Genomic DNA, 22,119 nt, shown 5'->3' on the forward strand with positions numbered 1-22,119 from the left:
AAGAGGTGTTTCTTATGCATTATCATTTCATTGGAATTAAAGGGAGCGGGATGGCATCTCTTGCGACGATCGTTGCAGATCGCGGAGATGAGGTCAGCGGTTCCGATATTGAAAAATATATATTTACCCAGCAGCCACTGGAGGAGCGTCATATTCCGATTACGTCATTTTCCGCAGATAATATTCATGAGGGAGATACCGTGATTATCGGAAATGCTTTTAATGAATCCAATCCGGAGGTGAAAAAAGCCCTGGCTATGGATACTGTGAAAACCTACTGGTATCATGAGTTCCTCGGCAGTCTTGCGAAGGAATACACATCGATATCCGTAGCGGGTACACATGGCAAAACGACAACGACCGGCATGCTTTCCCACGTAATGAGTCTGGCGGCGCCAACCGGTTATCTGATTGGTGATGGAACCGGAGAAATGCCGAAGGACAGCCGTTATTTTGTGCTGGAATCCTGTGAGTATCAGCGTCATTTTCTGGCATATAAGCCGGAATATGCCATCATTACCAATATCGAGCTGGATCATGTCGATTATTATAAGGACATGGAGGACTACTGCGACGCATTTGAAGCCTTTGCGAATCAGATTCAAAAGGGTGTCGTGCTCTTCGGAGACGATGCGGCTGTGCGCTCCCTGCATGTGAAAACAGAACATTTATATTACGGCTTAAAGGATCACAACGATGTGCAGGCGGTGCATGTGAAGCAACATGAGGACGGCATGCAGTTTGATGTGCTGTATCGCAAGAAGCTGTTTGCACATTTTGATCTGCCCTTTGTCGGTAAGCCACTGCTGTGGAACAGTCTGGGCGTTATCGCTATCGGTATCATGGAGGGACTGAGCGGGGAATTGCTGCAGGAGGGTCTGCAAAGCTTTCCCGGTGTAAAACGCAGGTTTACAATCGAAGAAAACGGGGATAATGTATATATCGATGATTATGCACATCACCCCACTGCAGTGAAATATATGATCGAGGCGGCACGCATCAAGTATCCGGGGAAGAAGGTAATTGCCCTGTTCAAGCCAGATCGCTATTCCCGTATCTATTATTTCATGGATCGCTTTGCGGAAGAGCTGAATCAGGCGGATGAAGTGTATCTGTGTCATTTTCCGGAGAATGCCGCAAGAGAAGACGGTATTGATATCACGATTTCGGACCTTGCGGATAAATGTGAGAAGGCGACTGTCATCAATGAGGATGAGGAAGCGGCAAGAATGCTTGCACAGCGCGGTCCGGCCGTATATCTGTTTATGAGCAGCAAGGATATATACAAATTAAAAAATATTGTAAAAACTTTTCAATAGAAGTTGAAAAAACTTACAAATTGTTTTAGAATAAATAAAGAGGTGTTTCTATGGGTTTAGATCAATTATTGGAATTAACAAGCAGTGTCGCCAGCAAGGCATTGCCGATCTGTGGTGTTGTTGTGCTTATTTTCCTCGCTGTTTTTGTAAAGCATCTGATTGTACTGCTGAAAAATGCGAATGATGCCGTTGTGAAAATGTCAAAGACGCTGGAAACGACAAACCGGCAATTAGAAACACTGGACAAGCCGCTGAATACGCTGAATGAGCTGAGTGAAACGGTAGATTGTGTTCATGAGGCGAGCAAGCATGCGGTACGTTCCACTCTGGTAGCTGTCATAGAGAATTTTTCTTCCATCAAGGACTGGGTGTTTGCCGGTATGAAGAAGGAAGACGATCGTGATGAAGAGGATGGAGTGAGTGAATAATCATGGATAACGAACGAGAAAAAGAAGTCGAAGATCTGGAACAGAAGGCGAAGTTCACCATTATCACCATGGAGTGTGACGATGATGATGAAAACGGTCGTTCAAAGAAAATTCTGGATGATGCTGCCATACAGCTACAGCGCCTTTTTCAGGAAATGCGTGACTGGCTGCGTGAGCATGCGGATTCCATGGAAGTGAACGAGCGAATGGAACGTTTGAAACTAGAGACACAGAAGCTGCTTGCGTCAACACAGGATCGTCTGCAGCGCTTTTCACAGCGGGAGGATGTACAGGCAGGCAGTAAAAAGGCTGCCGCGGCTGCAGATAAGCTTGCAGGCTATGTACAGGAAGGCATACAGGAGGTTCGTCAGAACGAATATGTACGCCGATCCGTTCATGCTGTAGCGGATACGGTGGATACCATTCGCAATGACGAGCAAGTGAAAAAAGGCGTAAGAAAGCTGAAAAAAGGAACACTGAAAGCGGCGGAGGCTGCATTTCAGGGACTGAAGCGTGTCTTGGACACAGATGAAGACGACAGTCGGAAGGGATAACAGGTTATGAAAAGAATTACGATTTATGATGTAGCAAAGGAAGCCGATGTATCTCTGGCAACAGTATCCCGTGTAATCAACGGTTCAGAGGTCGTGCGTGAGGATACCCGTATCAAGGTACAGGAAGCCATTGAAAAGCTGGGCTACAAGCCGAATGCAATCGCACAGGGACTGGCATTGCAGAAAACCACAACGATTGCGCTGATTGTTCCGGAGGCAAGCTATTTCTATACCGGACAGATCATCAATGGTCTGATCGATGTGGCAAAAATATATAAATACAACATCATGCTGCATACCACAACCGAGGGTATCACGGAGATGAACGATATCATTGAAAATATCATCAAATCCCGTGTGGACGGTGTTGTGATTTTCAATGACAAGCTGAATAAGGAAGAATTGAACCAGCTGACCAGATATCAGGTACCGATCGTTGTCATCGGTAATAAGATGAGTGATGATACCGTGGGCAGCGTCTACGTGGATTATGCGAACCTTGTATATGAATATGCAAGCGGCTGCATCAAGCAAGGCAAGAAAAATATTGCACTGGTGGAGGACCGCAAGAACCCGCAGATGATCAAGCAGCTGCTGGACGGCTTAAACAGAGCATTTGAAGAACAGGGGATGAAATTTGAAAGCTTTATTCAGATTCCAAAGGAATACCGTTCCTCCTATCTGTTCCTGAAGGAATACATGAAGCAGGGAATTCGCCATGATGTCGTGATTACCTATCGTGATTCCCAGGCGATGGCCGTGATGAATACTGCAAAGGAAGCAGGTATCAGTATTCCGGATGAAATGGAATTGATCTGTATTCTGGACAGCAAATACAATGCAATGGCACGTCCGCAGATTTCCGGATTTAAGATTCCGGATTATGATTTAGGAGCTGTGGCAATGCGTCTGTTGACAAAGATGCTGCACGATGAAAACGAAGTTACCGATAAGGAAATCGAGCTGAGCTATATCTATACACCGAGAAAATCTACAAAATAGGATTGACAATTTTTACAATAACAGATATCCTGAATAAGGAAAGCGTTGATAAGAAAAGAGCTTGGGGATGATCCCTTCAGAGAGCGGCTGGCTGGTGAAAAGCTGCGGGATGCCTTGAGAAATACACCTTGGAGCTGTCTACTGCAAAGGTAGACCGGACTGCCCCGTTATGGCATTGAGTGCTTCTGTAAAGAAGAACTAAGGTGGTACCACGCTATGTTGCGTCCTTGGATGACAGGGACGTTTTTTTATTTCAGAAAGGAAGACGATGATGAAATTATTTGATGAATTGAAATACCGCGGACTGATCAATGATGTGACAAGTCCACAGCTGGAAGAGAAACTGAACAACGGAGGACTGACCTTCTATATCGGAACCGATCCGACCGGTGATTCCCTGCATATCGGACACTACTCCTCTTTGCTGTGTGCAAAACGATTAAAGGAGCATGGGCACCACCCAATCATGCTGGTTGGAGGCGCAACCGGATTTATCGGTGATCCGAAGGCAAGCGGTGAACGCAATATGCTGACAAAGGAAGTGCTGGAGCACAATTACCAGTGTCTGAGCAAGCAGATTGAAGCGCTGTTCGGCTTTGAAATGGTCAATAATCTGGATTGGACAAAGGATATTTCCGTGATTGATTTCCTGCGGGATTATGGAAAATACTTCAATGTCAACTACATGATCAACAAGGAAACGGTAAAACGCCGTCTGGATGCCGGTATCAGCTATACGGAATTCTCCTACATGATTTTACAGGCACTGGACTTTTTACATCTGTATGAGGATAAGGGGTGTACACTGCAGCTTGGCGGACAGGATCAGTGGGGAAATATCACAAGCGGTCTGGAGCTGATTCGCAAGAAGCATGGTGCGGATGTGGAGTGCTATGGCCTGACGATGCCGCTGATTACCAAGGCTGACGGTACAAAATTTGGAAAGAGTGAGTCCGGTACGGTATGGCTGGATAAACATAAAACAAGTGCGTATGAAATGTATCAGTTCCTCGTAAATTCCGAGGATGAAAAGGTAATTGATTACCTGAAGAAGCTGACCTTCCTGAGCAAGGAGGAAATCGACGCACTGGAGGAAAAGGTGAAAACCGAGCCGCATTTCAGAGAGGCACAGAAAACACTGGCGAAAGAGGTTGTTACCTTCCTGCATGGGGAGGAGGAATACAACAAGGCGTTAAAAATCACCAACGCGCTGTTTAAGGGAAATATCAAGGAGCTGGATGCAGGAGAGCTGCAGGATGCTTTGAAGGGCTTTGAAGCCGCGGAAATTGCTGATGAGCTGACTCTGACGGATACACTGGTGCAGGCCGGTATTGCAAGCAGCAAGCGGGAAGCCAGAGAATGGATCAATCAGGGCTCTATTCAGATCAACGGGGATAAGGTGAAGGATGTGGAGTTTATCGTATCCTCTAAAAATGCCATCTCGAAGGGACGTACACTGATCAAAAAGGGAAAACGGAATTATTTTGTGATTTCACAGAAATAGAGCTGAGAAAAGAAGATAGCAGACTGCAGTACGAAGAATCTATTGCAGTCTGCTTTTTTTGTGAAGCCTTGATGAATTACGACACGAAATTCCTTCTATTTCTATGCGCAAACGGCTTTCCTAATGGCAAAAGCCTGTTTGCGACATACAATGGCGTAAGGAGGGATAGTGTGAAAATTGCAGTGATATGCAGTGATGAAAGAATGATACAGGTATATGACAATCTGTCCAGGGACTTTATGGTAGATCGTCTGGATGCACAAACGGATTTCCTGAATCTACCACAGTATCAGGCAGTGGTCTTCCCGGTAAAGGGCGTCGATGAGTTTGGATATGTCCGCATACAGGAACAGGCGATTCACATACCGCACGCCTTTTACGAAATGCAGGGTAAGCATTGTCTGTTGTTTTGCGGAATTCGAAATGCAGTGCTGGATGCTCTGCCGCAGCGAAAAATCTATTACATGCTGGAGGAGAGCGTGATTCATGAAAATGCGGTATTGACGGCTGAGGGTGTGCTGAATGAGCTGATCAGCTGTATCTGTAAGAGCATTTACGATATACAGGTCGATATTGTCGGATATGGTCATTGCGGACAGGTGATTTATGACATGCTGAAGAATTTGCATGTCCGTGTTCGCATCATACGAAGGGATTGTAAAAAGGAGGGGGACTTTCTGCCGGTTCGTGATTGGGAAACCTGCGGTGATGTTATCATCCATACGGCAACGGGTGTCATGATTGCACCATCCAGAATGCGCAGCTGGAAAAACAAGCCGGTCATCATCGATATATCCACACCGGATCTGATTGATCTCAAGGCGGCACATGAGGAAGGTATTACCGTGATCAAGGCGGGAAATCTGCCGGGACGCTTTGCCTGCATCAGTGCAGGAAATATTATCGCGGAATGTATAAGGGGGAAACTGAACAATGGAAAATAAACGCATTCTGTTCGGTATCTGCGGCTCTTTCTGTAACCATGCGGCAGTTCTCGAGCAGCTGACAGCACTGTGTGAGCGCAACGATGTGACGGCTGTCGTCAGTGAAAATGTATATACGTGCTCCACCCGTTTTTTCGATAAGGACGTATTCCTGGGAAAAGTAAAGGATGTGACAAAACACGACATCATCCATACAATCGTGGAAGCAGAGAAAGTTGGGCCGGCAAACGCATATGATATAATGGTGATTGCACCCATGACAGCCACTGTTGCAGCAAAGATGGCACATGGTATTTACGATCATCCGGTTACACTGTCTGCAAAGGCCATGATTCGCAATCAGCGGAATATCGTATTCGGCATCGCGACGAATGACGGTCTGGGAATCAGCGGGGTGAATATCTTTTCTCTGATCAATATGAAGCATTTTTATATCATACCGTTTCGACAGGATGCCCCTTTTTCCAAGGAGCGAAGCATTGTGTCCGACTGGGAGCTGATGGAGCAGACGATGGATCAGGCCTTAAACGACAGACAGCTGCAGCCAATCTTACTGGGAGGCAGATAAACTATGAAAAAACTGATGGTTGCTTTGGTTACACCGTTTACCAGGGATAACAAAGTGGACTACAAATCGATGGACCGCATCCTTCACCGGCTTTTGAAGGAGGGGTGCGACGGCTTCATCGTATGCGGGACAACGGCAGAAACACCGACACTCTCTCATAACGAGAAGCTTTCCATTCTTCGCCATGTCATCAAACGCGTGAAGCATCGCGCAGAGATATGGTATGGCTGCGGCAGCAATGATACAGCTGCGACGATTCTGGCATGCAGGGAGGCGCAGAAGGAGGCAATTGACGGTGTATTGATTGTAACGCCGTATTACAGCAAGCCGAATGCCGCCGGGATGTATGCCCATTATGACGCAGTTGCTTCTGCTGTGGATACGAACATCATGCTGTATAACGTACCATCGAGAACCGGGGTGGAGCTTACCTATGAAACCGTACATGCCCTTATTGAGAAGCACAGGAACATAACAGCATTAAAGCAGGCCTGTTCCAATCTGGATATGGTGCGCAGGCTGAAGCAGCAGCATCCGAATTTTCTGATTTACAGCGGGGAGGACGGCTTCTTCGATGAGGGTCTTGATGCCGGTATGGATGGACTTATCTCCGTCATGGGTCATGTATGCATGAAGGAGCTGCGGATTTTCTGCGATGATGAGCGCGTCGATAACAGACTGCGCAGGAGGCTCTATGAGCTGGCGTCTTTGACATTTACAGAAGCATCGCCGGCACCGGTGAAATATATGCTGCATCTGCAGGATGAGTGTGAAAATATCCTGCGATTGCCACTGGTCGCTGTCAGTGAAGCAGCAGAAAACAGAATTCAGGAGTATTTTACGAAAAATCGACACCGACTGAAGGATTGAGCTGATAGGATGGAATCGGTGATACAATGGTACAGATCAAGGTGTTTGATGAGGAGCATGAGGATGATTTGACAGAGGCGGTCAATGTCTGGCTTCAGGAGCATGCGGATATCCGTCTGCTGGATATAAAGTTCTCAACAGCCGTGAGTGATTTTGAAGAGGAACAGATTTACTGCTTCAGTGCGATGGTGATTTTCAGCACATAGATTTCAGACAATGGTTCATACTAACAGCGTGGAGGTGTAAACCATGCAGAAAAAAACCGAAATTTTATGCAGCGTACACAATTGTGTTTATAACAAGGATGCATGCTGTAACGCAGAAACCATCAGCGTATGCTGTGATAACTGTGTTCATCCAAATGATTGTCACGAAACGGAATGCAAATCCTTCCGCTGCAGATGTACAAAATAAAACAGTCCCCGGGGCTGTTTTATTTTCGTTGTTTCTTATGAGGTGCTATGGGTATGGTCATGTACAGTACACTGGACACTGTTTAAATGACATACGCATACCCATACGCAGTCGATTCGTATTCGCATACATATCGAAAAGAGCCTGCACCTTCTTATCCGGCTACATGGCAGCGGTTGGCTGTTAAAATATGGAAAGCGGGTGAAATGCTTGCAGGAACAGGAGCGATTTGCTATAATGGCACACGTAAGTTAGAATAAGCTAACAGAATGAAGGAGGACATCTATGAAAAAGACAATCGGGATGCTTTGTATGCTTCTTGTGACACTTGGCTTTGTGAGCGGGTGCCAAGGCAGACAGGAGGCATCTTCAAGCGATAAAACAATAACGGTAAGGGATGCGAAGGGAGAGGTGGCAATTCCGGCAGAGCCGAAGCGTATCGTTGATCTAAGCGGAAATAGTGATATTTTATCTCTGCTAGGATATTCCGTTGCCGGTACGGCAAATTCGGATGCCTATGATTACACCCAATTGCCAACCTATCTTCAGGAGCCGTTACAGGGTGCGAAAATTCTTGGCTACAGTATGCAGGATACCATGGACATCGAGGGTATCCTGGAACTCCATCCGGATTTGATCATTATCTCTGGCGTGCAGGAAAAAATGTATGAGCAGCTGAAAAAAATTGCGCCGACGCTTATGGTGGAGCTGGCACAGACAGACTGGCGGCAGGATGTGAATACCTTTGCCCGTATGATGCAGCAGGAGGACCGTGCTGCATCATGGCTGAAGAGCTATGATGAAAAAGCGAAGAAGGCCGGCGCTGCCGTGCGCAAGGCGAATGGTGAGGATACCACCTATCTGGCGCTGCTGGCAAGCGGGGGACAGCTGTTTGTATTTGATGCAGCCGGTATCGGAAGTGTTCTCTATGAAGATATGGGCCTGAAGAAGCCTGCCAATATGCCGCGGCAGGATTCCATCAGTCTTCCCGTTATTTCCTATGAGGGACTGGCGGATCTAGATGCCGATCATCTTATCGTTGTCGGTACGGATGCTGATATGAAGGCCCTGAAAAAGAATAGCATCTATAAGTCAATGCAGGCAGTGAAAAACAACAGGGTGCTTGAACTGCCGTCGAGTCCGTATTTCAATATCGGGTACAGCAGTATCGGAAGAGACGTGTTTCTGGATGAGGTTCAAAGCCTGCTGGTAAAGTAAGATGCGCAAGAGGATTCTGATAGCGACGGCAAGCGGCATTCTGCTGTTGCTTCTAGGCATTGCCTTATCAGTTCTGGCGGGAGCGAAGGATATTCCATACGATGATGTCCTGCATGCTCTGTTCGATTATCAGGGAACGCTTCATGATCAGCTGATTCGCGATGTGCGTCTGCCGCGTGCGCTGAGTGCCTTACTGACGGGAGGACTGCTCGCAGCCAGCGGTGTAATGATGCAGGGAATTTTGCGTAATCCGATTGCAGAGCCATCCATTCTCGGTATCACGCAGGGCTCGGTTATGTTTGTGGCAATCGCCCCCATGCTTCCTTTGCTTACTGCGGCTGGTAATTTCTGGACAGCACTTGCAGGTGCCGGCTTCAGTGGTCTTCTGGTGTTTCTGTTTGCTGTTAAATATGCCGGACATCCGGATGTATCGCGTATCCTTCTGGCGGGCAGTGCTCTGAGCATTTTCTTTCTATCTGCGGCTTCCCTGAGTGCACTTATACAAAATCGCTCGCAGGAGCTGGCCTTCTGGATTGCCGGAGGCTTTCGGCAGGCCGACTGGGGTGCCGTCATCGGTTTGGGGATTGTCACGCTTGTCTGTATGGGCAGCTTTCTGCTGCTGAGCGGTAAGGTCAATCTTCTTTCCCTCGGTGATGAAGCTGCCATTTCCCTTGGCATTGATGCTGCCGGATTAAAAAAGAAGGTCATACTGGTGATGATTCCGCTTTGTGCAATGTGCGTGGCAGTTGCCGGCAATATCGGATTTGTCGGACTGTTTGTTCCGCATATTCTGCGCAGCATGCTCTCGCGGGATATTCGTCATACACTCCCTCTCAGCTTTTTGTTTGGAGGTGTGCTTATGGTGTTTTCCGATATTGCTGCCAGAACACTGAGTGCGCCCTATGAGCTACCGGTCGGCTTGTTTACTGCCCTGCTGGGAATACCGGTGTTTTTGCTGCTGGTGAGAAAGGAGTGCGGCTGATGCGTAAACGATTTTGGATAGTTGGCTTTTGTTTGTTCGTACTGCTTGCTGCCGCTGCACTTTCCATCATGGTCGGCAGCTTTGCAATCAGCCCTTCCGACGTATTGCGGACGCTGTTGGGCGGGGGAAGCAGCACCCATGCATTTGCAGTCTTTCAGATACGGCTTCCGCGTATCGTACTTGCGATTCTTGTTGGAAGTGCGCTCGGTGTATCCGGCGCCATACTACAGGGGATTACGAAAAATCCGCTTGCAGAGCCCGGTATGATCGGTATCAATGCGGGCAGTGCACTGTTTGTGGTCTTGTGGATTTCGTATGGAGCGAACGCATACTACAGCTCCCTTTCCAATGTAAAGGTGCTGTTCATGCCGCTGCTTGCCATAGCCGGAGCATTTTGCACTACGGCCTTTCTATATGCGTATTCATGGCGCAAGGGAATCCGCCCGATTCGCTTTTTACTCACCGGTGTCGGAGTCAATGCAGGAATTACCGCAGTGATCAGCTTTTATCAGCTGCAAATGAGCAGAGGAGATTATAATCAGGTGCTGATGTGGACCAACGGCTCCTTGTGGGGAAGCAGCTGGCGTTATATTCTTGTCAGTGCACCGCTCATTCTGTTCCTTACAGGGCTGGTATGGACACACAGCAGAACGCTGGACATCCTTTCGCTTGGTGATGAAGGGGCAACAGCACTAGGCGTATCTACCCGGCGGACACGGATACTGTTTCTGGCAGCCAGTGCGGCGCTTGCGGCTCTGGCAACGGCTGTGGCAGGAAATATTGCGTTTCTGGGACTGCTGGGTCCCCAGATTGCACTGCGTATTACCGGTATGCGGCATCGCCTGCTGCTTCCGCTTGCAGCACTGATCAGCTCCATACTGCTGGTTGTTGCGGATATGCTGGCCAGAAATCTGTTTTCACCGCTGGAGATTCCGACAGGAATTCTGGTCTCCATGATCGGCATTCCCTATTTTATTTATCTGATGATGAAACTCGACAGGAGGTAGCACAATGCTAGAAGTACACAATCTGTATGCCGGATATGATGGGCGCAATATCCTGCAGGATGTCAGCCTGCAGATACCGGAGGGGAAAATCACGATGATGATCGGTCCAAACGGCTGTGGGAAATCAACGCTTTTAAAGACGATGGCCGGTATCATCACGCCGCAGAAGGGAGAGGTTTTGCTGGATGGTGTTTCCCTGAAGGGAATGAAGCGCAGACAGGTGGCGAAGCGACTTGCCCTTCTTCCGCAGTCTCCGCTGGTTCCGGAAGGTCTGCGAGTACGAGAGCTGGTGCAGTACGGCCGCTTTCCCTATCAGAAAACGATGCGTTCACTGAATCGACAGGATCTTGAGATTGTCTTGTGGGCTATGAAAAAGACCGGAGTTCTTGTGCATGCGGATGCCTATGTCAATGAATTATCCGGCGGGCAGCGGCAGCGTGTGTGGATTGCCATGGCCCTGGCACAGAAAACCGGTATTCTGCTGCTGGATGAGCCGACAACCTATCTGGACATCGCCCATCAGCTGGAAATACTGGAACTGCTAAGAGACTTAAACAGGGAGGAGCAGACGACGATCATACTGGTTATCCACGATCTGAATCAGGCCGCAAAATTTGCGGATCATGTGATTGGCATGAAGCAGGGAAGGGCACTATACTGCGGGAAGGCACAGGAGGTTATCCGGGAACAGCAGCTGCTGCAGCTGTATGATATTCATGCGAAAATCGTGCAGGACGAGGAACATGGCTACCCGATTTGCATGGATTATGCACTGCATAAACATACTGATATACCTGAGCATTGAGGCTGTGCAACTTGCTGGTGATACAGACTTATCATAGCGTAGAAATCTGTCTGCGCTTTGGCGGGTCTTTTTTTATTTCCGACCCGATGCCTGTAAGCAGCTGTACACGGATGCAGCATTTTTTGCTTTTCATCCTTTGCCGCTTGTACGTAATTGTTATCCTAAATGTACAAATAAAGTACCGCATGATTATAAAATGTGGCTTAAATAATGCCTTTATGGTATAATATCTCGAGAGGTGATTCCATGCGAAAATTCCCCCTTTGGTGTCTGCTCTGCTTCCTGCTGCTCACCGGCTGCGGCGATGCGCATAAAGAAGAGCAGGAGAGCATAAAAAATTATGAGAGCTATGTAGACGCTGTATTGAACAACAAGGGCAGTGAATCCAAAATCATACCCTTTGATTATAAGCTTTCTGTATTTAAGCAGAAGGACAACAGCTATCAGTATGAGATTATTATTTCCAATCCACGCGTGGCGATGTACAATATTCAGGCGATTGCTGTAGATCCGGCCTTGGACAGCAACAGCAATGTCTATCCGTGTCTGGGATTGCTGGGAGATGACGCAAAAACCTCCTTCAACATGATTCCATATCAGGCAAACGGTGCGCGTAACTTTGTCAGTAAAATCTTTCTGGACGGTATATCCGAGCATGATCAGTTTACATTGCAGGTTATGGTAACCTGGAAGGATTCCAAGCTGGTTAATACGAGCCGTGTATTCTTCACATGTAATTATGCACAGAAGGATAACGAGGCGAATGGTTAACGGGAACTAGAAAGGATACGTTATATGAGTAAGAATATGGATGTTTCCAAACGGAAGCAGTCGATTATAGCAGGAGGGCTGATCAGCTCTGCCGGCATCTTTTTTGCAAAATTCATTGGATTGTTCTATGCAGTCCCTTATAATTCCATGCTGGGAACAGCGGACAATCTGGCCTATTACGGAGTAGCCTTCAATATATATTCCTATCTGCTGAATATCTGTACAGCAGGCTTTCCGTTTGCGATTGCGACATTGATCGCAAAATATTCCACAAGAGGGGACTATCAAACCTCACTGCTGATCAAAAAGCTGTCCGCATCCCTGATGACCTGCTTCGGCTTCGGGATGATGATTATCGTAATTCTGTTTTCCTCTCCGCTGGCTGCACTTGTTATGCCGGATGAAGGAGACAGCGTTAAAACGATGCAGATGGTACTGATACTGATTTCCTTTGCCCTGTTTTTCGTTCCGCTGCTTTCCAGTATCCGCGGCTTCTATCAGGGACTCAAGCACATGGAAATTTATGCACTGTCACAGGTTCTGGAGCAGGTTGCCCGTGTGGCATTTCTGCTGAGCGCCAGTGCGATTGCGGTATATGCATTGCATAAGGATCAGGTATGGGCGCTGTATTTCGGCGTGATTTCCACCAGTATATCGGCAATTCTGGCGATCATGCATCTGAAGCTGTATGATAAAAAGCAGATGCGCGAGCTGAAGAGGCTAGCCAAAACACAGGAAGTTGCCGGAAACAATGATCGAAGAGAAATTCTTAAGGAGCTTGTTTTCATTGCGTTTCCTTATTTGATTGTAGCGATACTGGGCTACAGCGATACGATTGTCAACACGCTGTTTTTGAGTAAGGGGCTTGAAGCGCACGGCAATACGGATGCGGAAATCTTACTCATCAGCGGCTCTATCAATTACGGTGTTTTAAAGCTGATGTCCATCCCAATGATTCTGGCACCGGGGTTCTCCTCCGCCATCATACCGCATATCACTACGGCACTTACCAATCATGACCTGAAGCTGGTACGCAAAAATATCCGGGACTGTGTGGATATCGTCCTGTATATCGGACTGCCGATTTCCTTCTGTCTGTTTGTTTACGCAAAGCCGCTGTATGCCATCTTGTTTCCACCGGCAGATCCGAAGAATCTGGAGCTGCTTGCCGATATTTTGAGCTGGTTCTCCATCGAGGCGTTTTTAAATACCATCGGACCGATTTTCACGGCACTGTTAATGGCAGTAGGCTTGCGCAGGCTGAATATCCGCAACCTTGCCATCATGATGGTGGTGAAATTTTCGGTGGCCTATCCACTGTTAAAATATTTCGGCTATCAGGGAGTCGTCATGTCAAGTATTCTTGCAATGGGAATTTTTATCACTCTGGATATCTATGCATTGACATCACGCTATAAGATTCGCTGGAAATATACGTTGCATAAGCTTCTGGTTATCCTTTTGGCGATGGCAGCCCTGTTTGCAGTCGCAAGAGGCTGCGATTTGATTGGCTTGAAGGGCTATGGCTCCGGGCGGATGCTGAGTCTTTTACAGCTTGCTGTCAACGGAAGTCTTGCAATGCTAGTATACTTTGGCATCACGTACTTCTTTTCCATACCGCAGACCATTCTGCATCTTGACCTGTCCCGCTTACTGAAGCGCGGAAGAAGGAGATAGGCATATGCGACTGGATAAATATCTGGCTCATGCAGGTTTGGGTACCCGCAAGGAGGTCAAGCTGGCTATTCGCAAGGGAAGAGTGAGTGTCAATGGTGAGGTATGCCGAAAGGATGACAGGAAAATCCAGGAGGGTGCGGATGTCGTTTGTTTGGATAAAGAGGAAATCTATTATGAGGCTGTTGTCTATATCATGCTGAACAAGCCGCAGGATGTTGTCAGTGCCACCAGTGATCCCACATATGAAACCGTGCTGGACTGCATCGATGCCTTTTTGCCAAAGGATTGTTTTCCGGTCGGACGACTGGACATGGATACGGAGGGCCTGCTGCTGATCACAAATGACGGAAAGCTGGCGCATCGTCTGCTCTCTCCCAAGCATCATGTTGAAAAAACCTATCTGGTGGATCTGGCGCAGCTGCTGCAGGAAGGTGATCAAAAGAAGCTGGAAAACGGCAGTATCGTACTGGATGAGGAACCTGTTCTTCCGGCTCGTGTGGAAATTCTGGAGGACACGCAAATCCTTCTGCATATCCAGGAGGGAAGATTTCATCAGGTGAAGCGAATGCTGCATGCAATCGGTAATGAGGTTGTCCATCTCAAGCGGATTGCCATGGGACCGCTGCGGCTGGATGAAGCACTTGCGAGTGGGGAATGGCGGTATCTGAGCGAAGAGGAAATCACTGCCCTGAAGAATGTGGCATGATCAGTATTGTCGTTGCAATGGACGCCAATCAGCTGATCGGCGCAAATCATAAAATGCCATGGCATTGCCCCGCAGATTTAGCTCATTTCCGTCAGCTGACACTGCATCATCATTTGCTGATGGGGAGAGTGACCTATGAGCATCTGCCGAAACGACTGGATCATAGAATTCTGCATGTCGCAGGTCATAAGCCGCTGTCCGATAGCGATGTGCTCCCCTGCAGCGATGTGCAAGCACTTTGCAGGGAATGGAAGAAGAAAGAGGAAGTGCTCTATGTATGCGGCGGTGCACAGATTTACGCTGCAGCAATCGCATATGCAGATGAGCTGTGGATTACCCGAATCGAGCAGTCGTATACAGGGGATACCTGGTTTCCGGCGTTTTGCATTGGGGATTTCCGATTGCTTTCAAATGAACAAAAAGAAGGATGCAGCATCATGCATTATCGTAGAAGATAAGCAGGAAGGAAGGGAACTTTATGCGTTTTGTCGATCTAATAGAAAAAAAGAAACAGAAGCAGCCACTGACAAAGGAAGAGCTTCATTTTTTCATTACCGGTTATGTCCGGGGAGATATTCCGGATTATCAGGTAAGTGCGCTGCTAATGGCGATTTACTTTAATGGTATGAATGCACAGGAAACAGCCTGGCTGACAGAGGAAATGCTGTACAGTGGAGATGTGATTGATCTATCGGCGATTTCCGGAAGAAAATGTGATAAGCATTCCACCGGAGGTGTCGGTGATAAAACAAGTCTTTCCCTTGCGCCAATGGTAGCTGCCTGCGGTGCCAAGGTCGCGAAAATGAGCGGTCGAGGACTGGGACATACCGGCGGAACGCTGGATAAGGTGGAGTCTGTTAACGGCTTTCAGGTTATGCGGACACAGGAACAGTTTATTTCACAGGTGAATGATATCGGTCTGGCACTGATCGGACAAACCGCAACACTGGTGCCGGCAGATAAAAAGCTGTATGCTTTGCGCGATGTGACGGCTACCGTCAACTCGATTCCTCTGATTGCATCCAGCATCATGTCAAAGAAGCTGGCAGCAGGCTCTGATACGATTCTTCTGGATGTGAAATTCGGAGAGGGTGCTTTCATGGAAACAAGCGATAAAGCAAAGGAGCTGGCAGAAGCGATGATTGCCATCGGAAGCCATTTCGGCAAGGATGTCAAGGCACTGATCAGCAACATGAATCAGCCGTTGGGCAATGCCATCGGAAATGCACTCGAGGTAAAAGAGGCAATTGCAACGCTACAGGGAAAAGGGCCTGAGGATTTTACACAGCTGTGTCTGGAGGCCGGAAGCATCATGCTCATGCAGACAGGAATAGCCAGAGATGAAGAGAACGCAAGAAAACAGCTGCTGGAAGTCATTCAGAATGGAAAGGCGCTGGAAAAGCTGGTTGCCATGGTTGCGGCACAGGAGGGGGATGTAGAGCAGGTTCTGCATCCAGAGTTGCTGCCACAGGCAAAAGAGATTTTGGAAGTAACATCGCGGGAAGAGGGCTATGTGAAGGAGCTGCATGCTTTGGAGCTGGGGACGCTGGCGATGAAGCTTGGTGCAGGACGTATGGTTAAGGAGGATCCGGTTGATCCGGCTGTCGGAATCGTGTTAAACAAAAAGGATGGAGACTATGTAAATAAGGGTGATATTCTTGCCTATGTACACATCAATCATCCATTACCGCAGCACTGGCTGGAGGACTTCTATCAGACCTATGTCTTCACACAGGAGAAGGTGGAAAAGCAGAAGCTGATCCACGATATCATTCGGTAAATGCAGCATATGAAATTATATCTGGGCGCTGGCGGGCTATGCATAATCGTCAGTGTTCTGCTTTTTATATCAGGAGGTACAAATGAACTACCGGCTATGATTCGCTGTCTCTCGCTGGCTTTCGGCACCTTTCTGCTGACAAGGGGTGTTCTTCTTTGTCTGCACGTTAAGCAGAGAGGCCTTATATGGCTGTATGGTGCGGGTGTTCTGATCATGGGCTGTTATACGCTGCTGGCGCTGGACACCTATGTCTTTCATGTGATGAGCTGGTTTCCCGGCATTCTTCGCTATCCGCTGTTTTCACTCTATGGAGTAAGCTATCTGCTGTTTGCTCTGCCAGGCATCTTTCTGCATGTCGGCAGTTTTGATATCGAGGTGTGAGTGACATCCTATGAGAGTGTTTTACAACAAGGGCAAGGACTTTTTATACAATATTGGATTCATTTTCCTGATTACTCATAGTAGTCCATTGTAAATTATGAAAACGGTATTCTTTGAGAATTGAGCCGTGTCACACCTTCACGAAATGTATATAGCTGATTTATAAATACAAGAAAGCCTCCAGATAACGGGAGGCTTTCTTGTATATTTTCAAATCAGTTTTAAACAGTACGCAATCAAAAAACCTAACGATTGCTCATAAATCAGGAATACGCTCTTCAGGTATCAGAGTACCTTTTTTATCATAAAACATAATGGATTTAGCCTCGTCATATGCTACACTCATTACGTATGATTTTATAATATATTTATCATTCTTTAATAGGTTTGGGCAACTTAAGATTAAATATTCATCCTTATCAGATGCGGTTAATTGTGTTGAAAATCGGTCTGCTTTTACAACGGTATTATCAATAAATACAATGATATACAATTTTCCTTCTGCTTTTATTGACTTTAAACCATATGGAGAATTTGTAATATGACCTCCATCATAGGTAAAGGAATTCCCCCTTTTCTTGAACTGAACAAGTTCATAGCTATCCTGCGATTTAAACAAAATCATTTGTTCAGTGGAATCCTCTAATTTCGCGAGTTGCTCATACTCTGGATAAACTGATTGAATATATTCATTGGGGTCAATCTTTTCATTTTTAGAACAGCCGGTTAAGATAAATAGTAAGCAGAGTACAGTTATTACTATGTTTGTTTTTCTTAAGCTCTGTATGAAAAAGCTTTTACAAACTTTTGTCCTCATAGGTCTGCCCTTATTATGCATTCATTGCTGTATGATATGCTGCATAGCCTTTCTAAGTTAATTGTAGCTTATTATCATTATAAATATAGTATTATGTTCAATGATTTTTTATGTTACTATAATATAATGAAGATATAAATAACAGTCATACGACACTGTATTTAACTACTATGTTTGTAAAAGCGCGCATTTCTTTTCATATAAATATGATGTATCTTATCTAGCACCAGGCTGTTATTAGTTGCTGTAGATGATACATAAGAAACAGAGTCACGATTATATTTTAAACATAACATGATTTTAACATCTATTTCCTGCATAGGCATTACTCCTGTGAATGATGAAAAGACTTAATCAGCACATATTCATCTGACCATGTTATATTGAAAATCAAGACCAGCTTATAGCTCTTTATGAAAAATCATAATCGTAATTTCATCAGGGTGAAGCTCTATGAAATTCTCATGGGGAATTATAATTTTCATACATTGATGTTCAAATAAATAAAGTATGAAGATAACCTCCTGTAATATATCGGTATTTAGATTCTATTTCAACGATTGATTTATCAAAGGAGGAAGACCCCTTTATATGATGGATGTTCGCTCTTATACTAAAAGGAGAGCTTAAGATTAAAAAAGAAGGCTGTCTGCCTTCTATGCCTTGATGATCAATGCCATAAACACCAGTGGTTCGTCTCCGATGTTTTCAATGCCGTGAAAGCCCTGATCCGGAGTAAAGGTGACATCTCCCGGCTGCAGTTCACGCTTGATTCCATTATCATCGTAAAGTGCTCTACCCTGCAAAATATAGTAGGACTCACCATCGCCGATATGCTGATGTACACCCAGCGATGCATTTACATCAATCGTCACCTTCGCATACATCTTCACGCCGCTTCCCATTTCCTCGCTTTGCAGCAGGCGTTCAATATGCATCGTACCCTTGCCGCCACAGCGGTTTTCATAATGCTCTACTTCACTCTTCATGCTCTTCCTCCTCATTTGTTATTTTCGTATAGGCCTCCCGATAACGGGAATAGGCCAGCTTTTCACTGTCCTGTGCCAGCGATTTTAGATTGGCACTGACGCGCTCTGCACTTTCTCTCATGTCGCTTTTCACCCAGCTGATAATCACGCCGGTTATCCCAAAGCTGTAAAACTGGGAATAAAAATTCATTTCCACCTCATTGATCTGATGGTGCTGGTCAAGGCTTACGATTGCCATATGGAAAATGGACTTCGTTAAATCAAAAAGGAATTGTTCAAAGCAACTCTCATCACTGCGGATCGTATTGATATAAAAGTCCTTCTCGCTGCGCATGTGATTCAAGAGGGCGGAAATATATTTCGGCCAGTTTTCAAAGCTGAGATTTTCATCAAACACCTGCTGTGCATCATCCGTATAGATCCAGTTCAGCAGCTCGTATTTGTCACGGAAATGATAATAGAAGGTCTGCCGGTTGTAGCCGCTTTGCTGCGTGATATCCGCAATCGTGATTTTGTCAAAGCTCTTGCGGCAGGTCAGCTGTTTTAATGCTGCTGCCAGTATTCTTTTGGTATCGAGATGTTCCTGCATATACACACCACCGTTTCAACAGTTCTATTATACAATATGCGAAAAGAAAAGGGAAAAGATTTTTAGATGCCTGCAGCTGTGTCCATACTATATCTGAGGATGTGATTACTATGAAAAAGCAAATGCGATGGCTGCTTTATGCCATGAACTTTCTTGCCTTTTTTGCCATATCGATGGTCAATACCCAGATGATTCCGTTTTTAAGCAAGCTGGGCTATACGGTGGTACAGCGCGGTTATATTCTGGCCGCAAATGCGGTTGTGGCAATCGCCGGCCAGTTTCTGTTTGGTTACCTGTGCGACCGTTTTCAAAGGGTTAAGGTCTTTTTCTTTGCGGCCTATGTGCTGCTGACGGCGAGCAGCTTTGCCATGTTTCTGGTAGAACGCCAGACCTTCTGGTATCATGTATTCACCGTGGCTCTGATGGGTGGTATGGTAAAGGTCATTATGGGACTGGATGAAACCTGGATGCTGGAAATCGATCAGGAAAACTACGGGCGGCTGCGGGCAAGCGGGGCACTGGGGCTTACGATTGGTTCTCCGATTGCCGGCTACCTCGTCCGCCATTTTCATTATAAAAGTCTGCTGATTTCACTTGGTATCGTAAGCGTTATTCTGTGCTGGCTCATTTACAAGGCAAAGGATGCTGAGAAAAAGGAAGGGGAGCGGATTCGCATGGAAAGCGTGCGGCAGCTCCTGAAGAATAAAGGCTATTTATTGCTGGTGCTGATTTATCTGCTCGTCTATATGATCGGTACGGCAGATCAGTATGTGGTCATCGACAAAATGCTGGATATCGGCGGAGACACCACAGCGGTCGGCATTAAGTGGGCGCTGCAATCCTTTATGGAGGTGCCGCTCTTTCTGTTTTCCTCGAAAATACTGGAACGCTTTCAGACTAAGACACTCTTATACTTTGGAACATTTATGTATGGTGTGAAATTCCTGCTTTACGGCTTTTCCTTTCAGCCGTGGATGATTATTCTGACGGCAGCACTGCAGCTGGTAACGCTGCCCATCATCATGCTGACAAGCAAGGTGCTGGTAAAGGAAATCACTCCCCAGAAGCTGTTCAGCAGTGCGCAGATGTTTGCCATGGCCGTATTTATCGGCGTCAGTGGATTGATAACACCGCTGATCACCTCCTATCTGTCCAAAGCCTTCGGATATGACTGGACCCTGTATATCGTAGCTGCTTTCTCCATCGTGCCGCTGCTGCTGATTTTCTGCTATGTTCATTACTTTCAAAAGAAAACAGTGAAGAGAAGCTCCTGATTTACATTTGCAGAGGACGGTAAGCAGATTGCTTTACAGAGAATTTACAGATACCTTCGATATTGTGTGCTGTTGGACAATAACAATTTTGCACACACCGTTCGCTCATGTCTTGAAAAATGAGAGGAAATCACCTATAATAAAGGTGACATCCAAAGACTGTGTAACCCTACGATAGTGGGTTGAGATAAAAAGCTCTTGTGCTATCAAGAGCTTTTTCATGAAAGGACGTGAAGACAATGGAATTTACGATGCGTAAGGACATTGATGAATACAGCATTGAGGAGCAGGGGCGTTGTGTATTCCGTGCCTCCTATGAAAAGGAAGGCGGATTGCTCAGTATATATCTGAAGAATATGTATGGCGATGATATTATGGGCTTTTACCAGCTTCGCAAATGGTATTCGCGGTTTCGCCCGTGTATGGATTTCACCGTATACGAGGGGGATGAACAAATCGGAGAATTGAAAAAGAGTCGGGATGGCTATGAGCTGATTTACCACGATGTATATTATCGCTTCTATTGCGGGATGCATGCAGGAAGACGTGTGGTGATCTGCTTTGACCGCGCACAACAGATTGCGGAATTTGTGCTGGATGATATCAGCACGCTGCGCTTTAAGAGTACGACACAGCAGGCGCTCCTGTCTTTGCTTTGTGTACTTATGAAAGCCTTTCTCGATCAGGAGCAGTTCTCTCAGGAGGCTTTTCTTCACCACTATATAGGAGTATATAACGATGCATCCGCTACTGCGGCATAAAACGCTGCTTCTGGACCTTGATGGAACGATGTATCGCGGGGATGAGGTCATTCCCGGTGCACCCTTGTTCATAGAAGCCTTACATACACTGCAGATTCCATACTATTTCCTGACCAACAACGCCATGCGTACGCATGCACAGAACCGGGAGAAGATGGAAGCGATGGGCTTTCAAGGATTGCGGGATGCACAATATTTTACGAGTGCGATGGCAGCTGCCGCCTATGTCCGTCATGAAACAAAGCTGCAGCGCGTCTTCTATATCGGAGAAGATGGGATGCGGGAGGCGCTGCTGGAGCAGGGATTTACGCTGTGTGAGGAACATGTGGAAGCAGTATTTGCCGGTCTGGATTCCAATGTGACCTATGAAAAGCTGTGCCGTGCCTTTTATCATTTACAGAAGGGTGCAGTGCTGATTGGCACCAATCCGGATCGACGCTTGCCGCATGGAGACTATTTTCGCATCGGAAACGGTGCTATGGTGCATATGCTGGAATATTGTAGTGAGCAAACGGCATGGATGATCGGAAAGCCGCATGAGCCGATGCTGAAGGAAGCGTTGCGCTATGCCGGAATTGCTAAAGAGGATGCTGTTGTGATTGGAGATAATCTGGAAACCGATGTCGCCTTCGGACTGCGGCATGGGTGCACGAGCGTCTTTGTGACAAGCGGTGTGCATTCCCGTCTGGATTGTGAACAGCGCTGTCTTCACCCGGATCTGATCATCGATAATCTGCTGGAGCTGGTATAAAATAGAAG

Annotated in this window: 26 protein-coding genes and 1 other annotated feature; of the genes, 23 read left to right on the forward strand and 3 right to left on the reverse strand. The window is 46.6% G+C overall.

All coding sequences use genetic code 11. The features are described 5' to 3' along the window. The first annotated feature begins 14 nt into the window (after window positions 1-14). The 20 genes from murC to ACESPQ_RS14745 all read left to right on the forward strand — a co-directional run bounded on the left by murC (window position 15) and on the right by ACESPQ_RS14745 (window position 16,930). The gene (murC, locus tag ACESPQ_RS14650; RefSeq protein WP_002608957.1) at window positions 15-1,319 is read left to right on the forward strand and encodes a UDP-N-acetylmuramate--L-alanine ligase; all 1,305 of its coding nucleotides are present in this window, start codon (window positions 15-17) and stop codon (window positions 1,317-1,319) included. Between the two features lie 50 nt (window positions 1,320-1,369). After that, the gene (locus tag ACESPQ_RS14655; RefSeq protein WP_008817300.1) at window positions 1,370-1,747 is read left to right on the forward strand and encodes a hypothetical protein; all 378 of its coding nucleotides are present in this window, start codon (window positions 1,370-1,372) and stop codon (window positions 1,745-1,747) included. Between the two features lie 2 nt (window positions 1,748-1,749). Next, window positions 1,750-2,301 carry a hypothetical protein gene (locus tag ACESPQ_RS14660; protein WP_109770122.1) on the forward strand — a complete coding sequence of 184 codons (552 nt, stop codon included), beginning with the start codon at window positions 1,750-1,752 and terminating at the stop codon, window positions 2,299-2,301. Window positions 2,302-2,307: 6 nt separating this feature from the next. Next, complete coding sequence (locus ACESPQ_RS14665; protein ID WP_002608960.1) at window positions 2,308-3,303, forward strand: LacI family DNA-binding transcriptional regulator; 996 nt, start codon at window positions 2,308-2,310, stop codon at window positions 3,301-3,303. 36 nt (window positions 3,304-3,339) lie between these two features. Then, window positions 3,340-3,535: a binding site (T-box leader), on the forward strand. Between the two features lie 39 nt (window positions 3,536-3,574). Continuing rightward, window positions 3,575-4,807 carry a tyrosine--tRNA ligase gene (gene tyrS, locus ACESPQ_RS14670; protein ID WP_002608961.1) on the forward strand — a complete coding sequence of 411 codons (1,233 nt, stop codon included), beginning with the start codon at window positions 3,575-3,577 and terminating at the stop codon, window positions 4,805-4,807. Window positions 4,808-4,977: 170 nt separating this feature from the next. Further along, window positions 4,978-5,751, forward strand: coding sequence for a hypothetical protein (locus ACESPQ_RS14675; RefSeq protein WP_373144527.1), 774 nt, complete (start codon window positions 4,978-4,980; stop codon window positions 5,749-5,751). Continuing rightward, window positions 5,741-6,319 (forward strand): dipicolinate synthase subunit B, encoded by a 579-nt coding sequence (locus ACESPQ_RS14680; protein WP_002608963.1) that lies wholly within the window; start codon window positions 5,741-5,743, stop codon window positions 6,317-6,319. The genes ACESPQ_RS14675 and ACESPQ_RS14680 overlap by 11 nt, the downstream gene beginning before the upstream one ends. A gap of 3 nt (window positions 6,320-6,322) precedes the next feature. Beyond that, window positions 6,323-7,189, forward strand: a complete 867-nt coding sequence (gene dapA, locus ACESPQ_RS14685) for a 4-hydroxy-tetrahydrodipicolinate synthase (RefSeq protein ID WP_109770120.1) — start codon at window positions 6,323-6,325, stop codon at window positions 7,187-7,189. Window positions 7,190-7,215: 26 nt separating this feature from the next. Next, window positions 7,216-7,395, forward strand: a complete 180-nt coding sequence (locus ACESPQ_RS14690) for a sporulation protein Cse60 (RefSeq protein ID WP_002608965.1) — start codon at window positions 7,216-7,218, stop codon at window positions 7,393-7,395. Window positions 7,396-7,438: 43 nt separating this feature from the next. Next, window positions 7,439-7,603: a DUF1540 domain-containing protein gene (locus ACESPQ_RS14695; RefSeq protein ID WP_002608966.1), complete on the forward strand. Its 165-nt coding sequence runs from the start codon at window positions 7,439-7,441 to the stop codon at window positions 7,601-7,603. 285 nt (window positions 7,604-7,888) lie between these two features. Continuing rightward, window positions 7,889-8,821, forward strand: a complete 933-nt coding sequence (locus tag ACESPQ_RS14700) for an ABC transporter substrate-binding protein (RefSeq protein ID WP_002608967.1) — start codon at window positions 7,889-7,891, stop codon at window positions 8,819-8,821. 1 nt (window position 8,822) lies between these two features. Next, a complete protein-coding gene (locus ACESPQ_RS14705; protein WP_373144528.1) occupies window positions 8,823-9,803 on the forward strand; it encodes a FecCD family ABC transporter permease in 981 nt (326 codons plus the stop codon). Next, complete coding sequence (locus ACESPQ_RS14710; protein WP_118001852.1) at window positions 9,803-10,810, forward strand: FecCD family ABC transporter permease; 1,008 nt, start codon at window positions 9,803-9,805, stop codon at window positions 10,808-10,810. Before ACESPQ_RS14705 ends, ACESPQ_RS14710 begins: the two co-directional genes overlap by 1 nt. A 4-nt stretch (window positions 10,811-10,814) precedes the next feature. Then, on the forward strand, window positions 10,815-11,615 hold the full coding sequence (locus tag ACESPQ_RS14715; protein ID WP_118001853.1) for an ABC transporter ATP-binding protein: 801 nt from the start codon (window positions 10,815-10,817) through the stop codon (window positions 11,613-11,615). A 246-nt stretch (window positions 11,616-11,861) separates the two neighbouring features. Continuing rightward, window positions 11,862-12,386: a hypothetical protein gene (locus ACESPQ_RS14720; protein WP_002608971.1), complete on the forward strand. Its 525-nt coding sequence runs from the start codon at window positions 11,862-11,864 to the stop codon at window positions 12,384-12,386. Window positions 12,387-12,410: 24 nt separating this feature from the next. Beyond that, on the forward strand, window positions 12,411-14,063 hold the full coding sequence (locus ACESPQ_RS14725; RefSeq protein ID WP_002608972.1) for an oligosaccharide flippase family protein: 1,653 nt from the start codon (window positions 12,411-12,413) through the stop codon (window positions 14,061-14,063). Window positions 14,064-14,067: 4 nt separating this feature from the next. Continuing rightward, window positions 14,068-14,769, forward strand: a complete 702-nt coding sequence (locus ACESPQ_RS14730; RefSeq protein WP_002608973.1) for a pseudouridine synthase — start codon at window positions 14,068-14,070, stop codon at window positions 14,767-14,769. Continuing rightward, window positions 14,766-15,227 (forward strand): dihydrofolate reductase, encoded by a 462-nt coding sequence (locus ACESPQ_RS14735; RefSeq protein WP_002608974.1) that lies wholly within the window; start codon window positions 14,766-14,768, stop codon window positions 15,225-15,227. The genes ACESPQ_RS14730 and ACESPQ_RS14735 overlap by 4 nt, the downstream gene beginning before the upstream one ends. A gap of 20 nt (window positions 15,228-15,247) precedes the next feature. Further along, a complete protein-coding gene (locus tag ACESPQ_RS14740) occupies window positions 15,248-16,549 on the forward strand; it encodes a pyrimidine-nucleoside phosphorylase (RefSeq protein WP_002608975.1) in 1,302 nt (433 codons plus the stop codon). Window positions 16,550-16,558: 9 nt separating this feature from the next. Beyond that, on the forward strand, window positions 16,559-16,930 hold the full coding sequence (locus ACESPQ_RS14745; protein WP_233105287.1) for a hypothetical protein: 372 nt from the start codon (window positions 16,559-16,561) through the stop codon (window positions 16,928-16,930). A gap of 256 nt (window positions 16,931-17,186) precedes the next feature. On the opposite strand, the gene ACESPQ_RS14750 is transcribed toward ACESPQ_RS14745, so the two are convergent. The 3 genes from ACESPQ_RS14750 to ACESPQ_RS14760 all read right to left on the reverse strand — a co-directional run bounded on the left by ACESPQ_RS14750 (window position 17,187) and on the right by ACESPQ_RS14760 (window position 19,325). Further along, window positions 17,187-17,747 (reverse strand): hypothetical protein, encoded by a 561-nt coding sequence (locus ACESPQ_RS14750; RefSeq protein ID WP_118001855.1) that lies wholly within the window; start codon window positions 17,745-17,747, stop codon window positions 17,187-17,189. A 656-nt stretch (window positions 17,748-18,403) separates the two neighbouring features. Beyond that, window positions 18,404-18,736, reverse strand: a complete 333-nt coding sequence (locus tag ACESPQ_RS14755) for a cupin domain-containing protein (protein ID WP_002608978.1) — start codon at window positions 18,734-18,736, stop codon at window positions 18,404-18,406. After that, the gene (locus ACESPQ_RS14760; protein WP_109770112.1) at window positions 18,726-19,325 is read right to left on the reverse strand and encodes a TetR/AcrR family transcriptional regulator C-terminal domain-containing protein; all 600 of its coding nucleotides are present in this window, start codon (window positions 19,323-19,325) and stop codon (window positions 18,726-18,728) included. The genes ACESPQ_RS14755 and ACESPQ_RS14760 overlap by 11 nt, the downstream gene beginning before the upstream one ends. Before the next feature lie 110 nt (window positions 19,326-19,435). Here ACESPQ_RS14760 and ACESPQ_RS14765 point away from each other — a divergent pair, with 110 nt between their 5' ends. The 3 genes from ACESPQ_RS14765 (at window position 19,436) to ACESPQ_RS14775 (ending at window position 22,111) form a co-directional block, all read left to right on the forward strand. Then, window positions 19,436-20,599, forward strand: coding sequence for an MFS transporter (locus ACESPQ_RS14765; protein WP_002608980.1), 1,164 nt, complete (start codon window positions 19,436-19,438; stop codon window positions 20,597-20,599). A gap of 239 nt (window positions 20,600-20,838) precedes the next feature. Further along, entirely contained in the window at window positions 20,839-21,360 is a 522-nt protein-coding gene (locus ACESPQ_RS14770) for a hypothetical protein (RefSeq protein ID WP_002608981.1), read from the forward strand. Beyond that, a complete protein-coding gene (locus ACESPQ_RS14775) occupies window positions 21,338-22,111 on the forward strand; it encodes an HAD-IIA family hydrolase (protein WP_002608982.1) in 774 nt (257 codons plus the stop codon). The genes ACESPQ_RS14770 and ACESPQ_RS14775 overlap by 23 nt, the downstream gene beginning before the upstream one ends. Window positions 22,112-22,119: the final 8 nt, after the last annotated feature.

Origin of the sequence: Clostridium sp. HGF2 (assembly GCF_964240115.1) — a bacterium.
Taxonomy (GTDB): domain Bacteria; phylum Bacillota_I; class Bacilli_A; order Erysipelotrichales; family Erysipelotrichaceae; genus Clostridium_AQ; species Clostridium_AQ innocuum.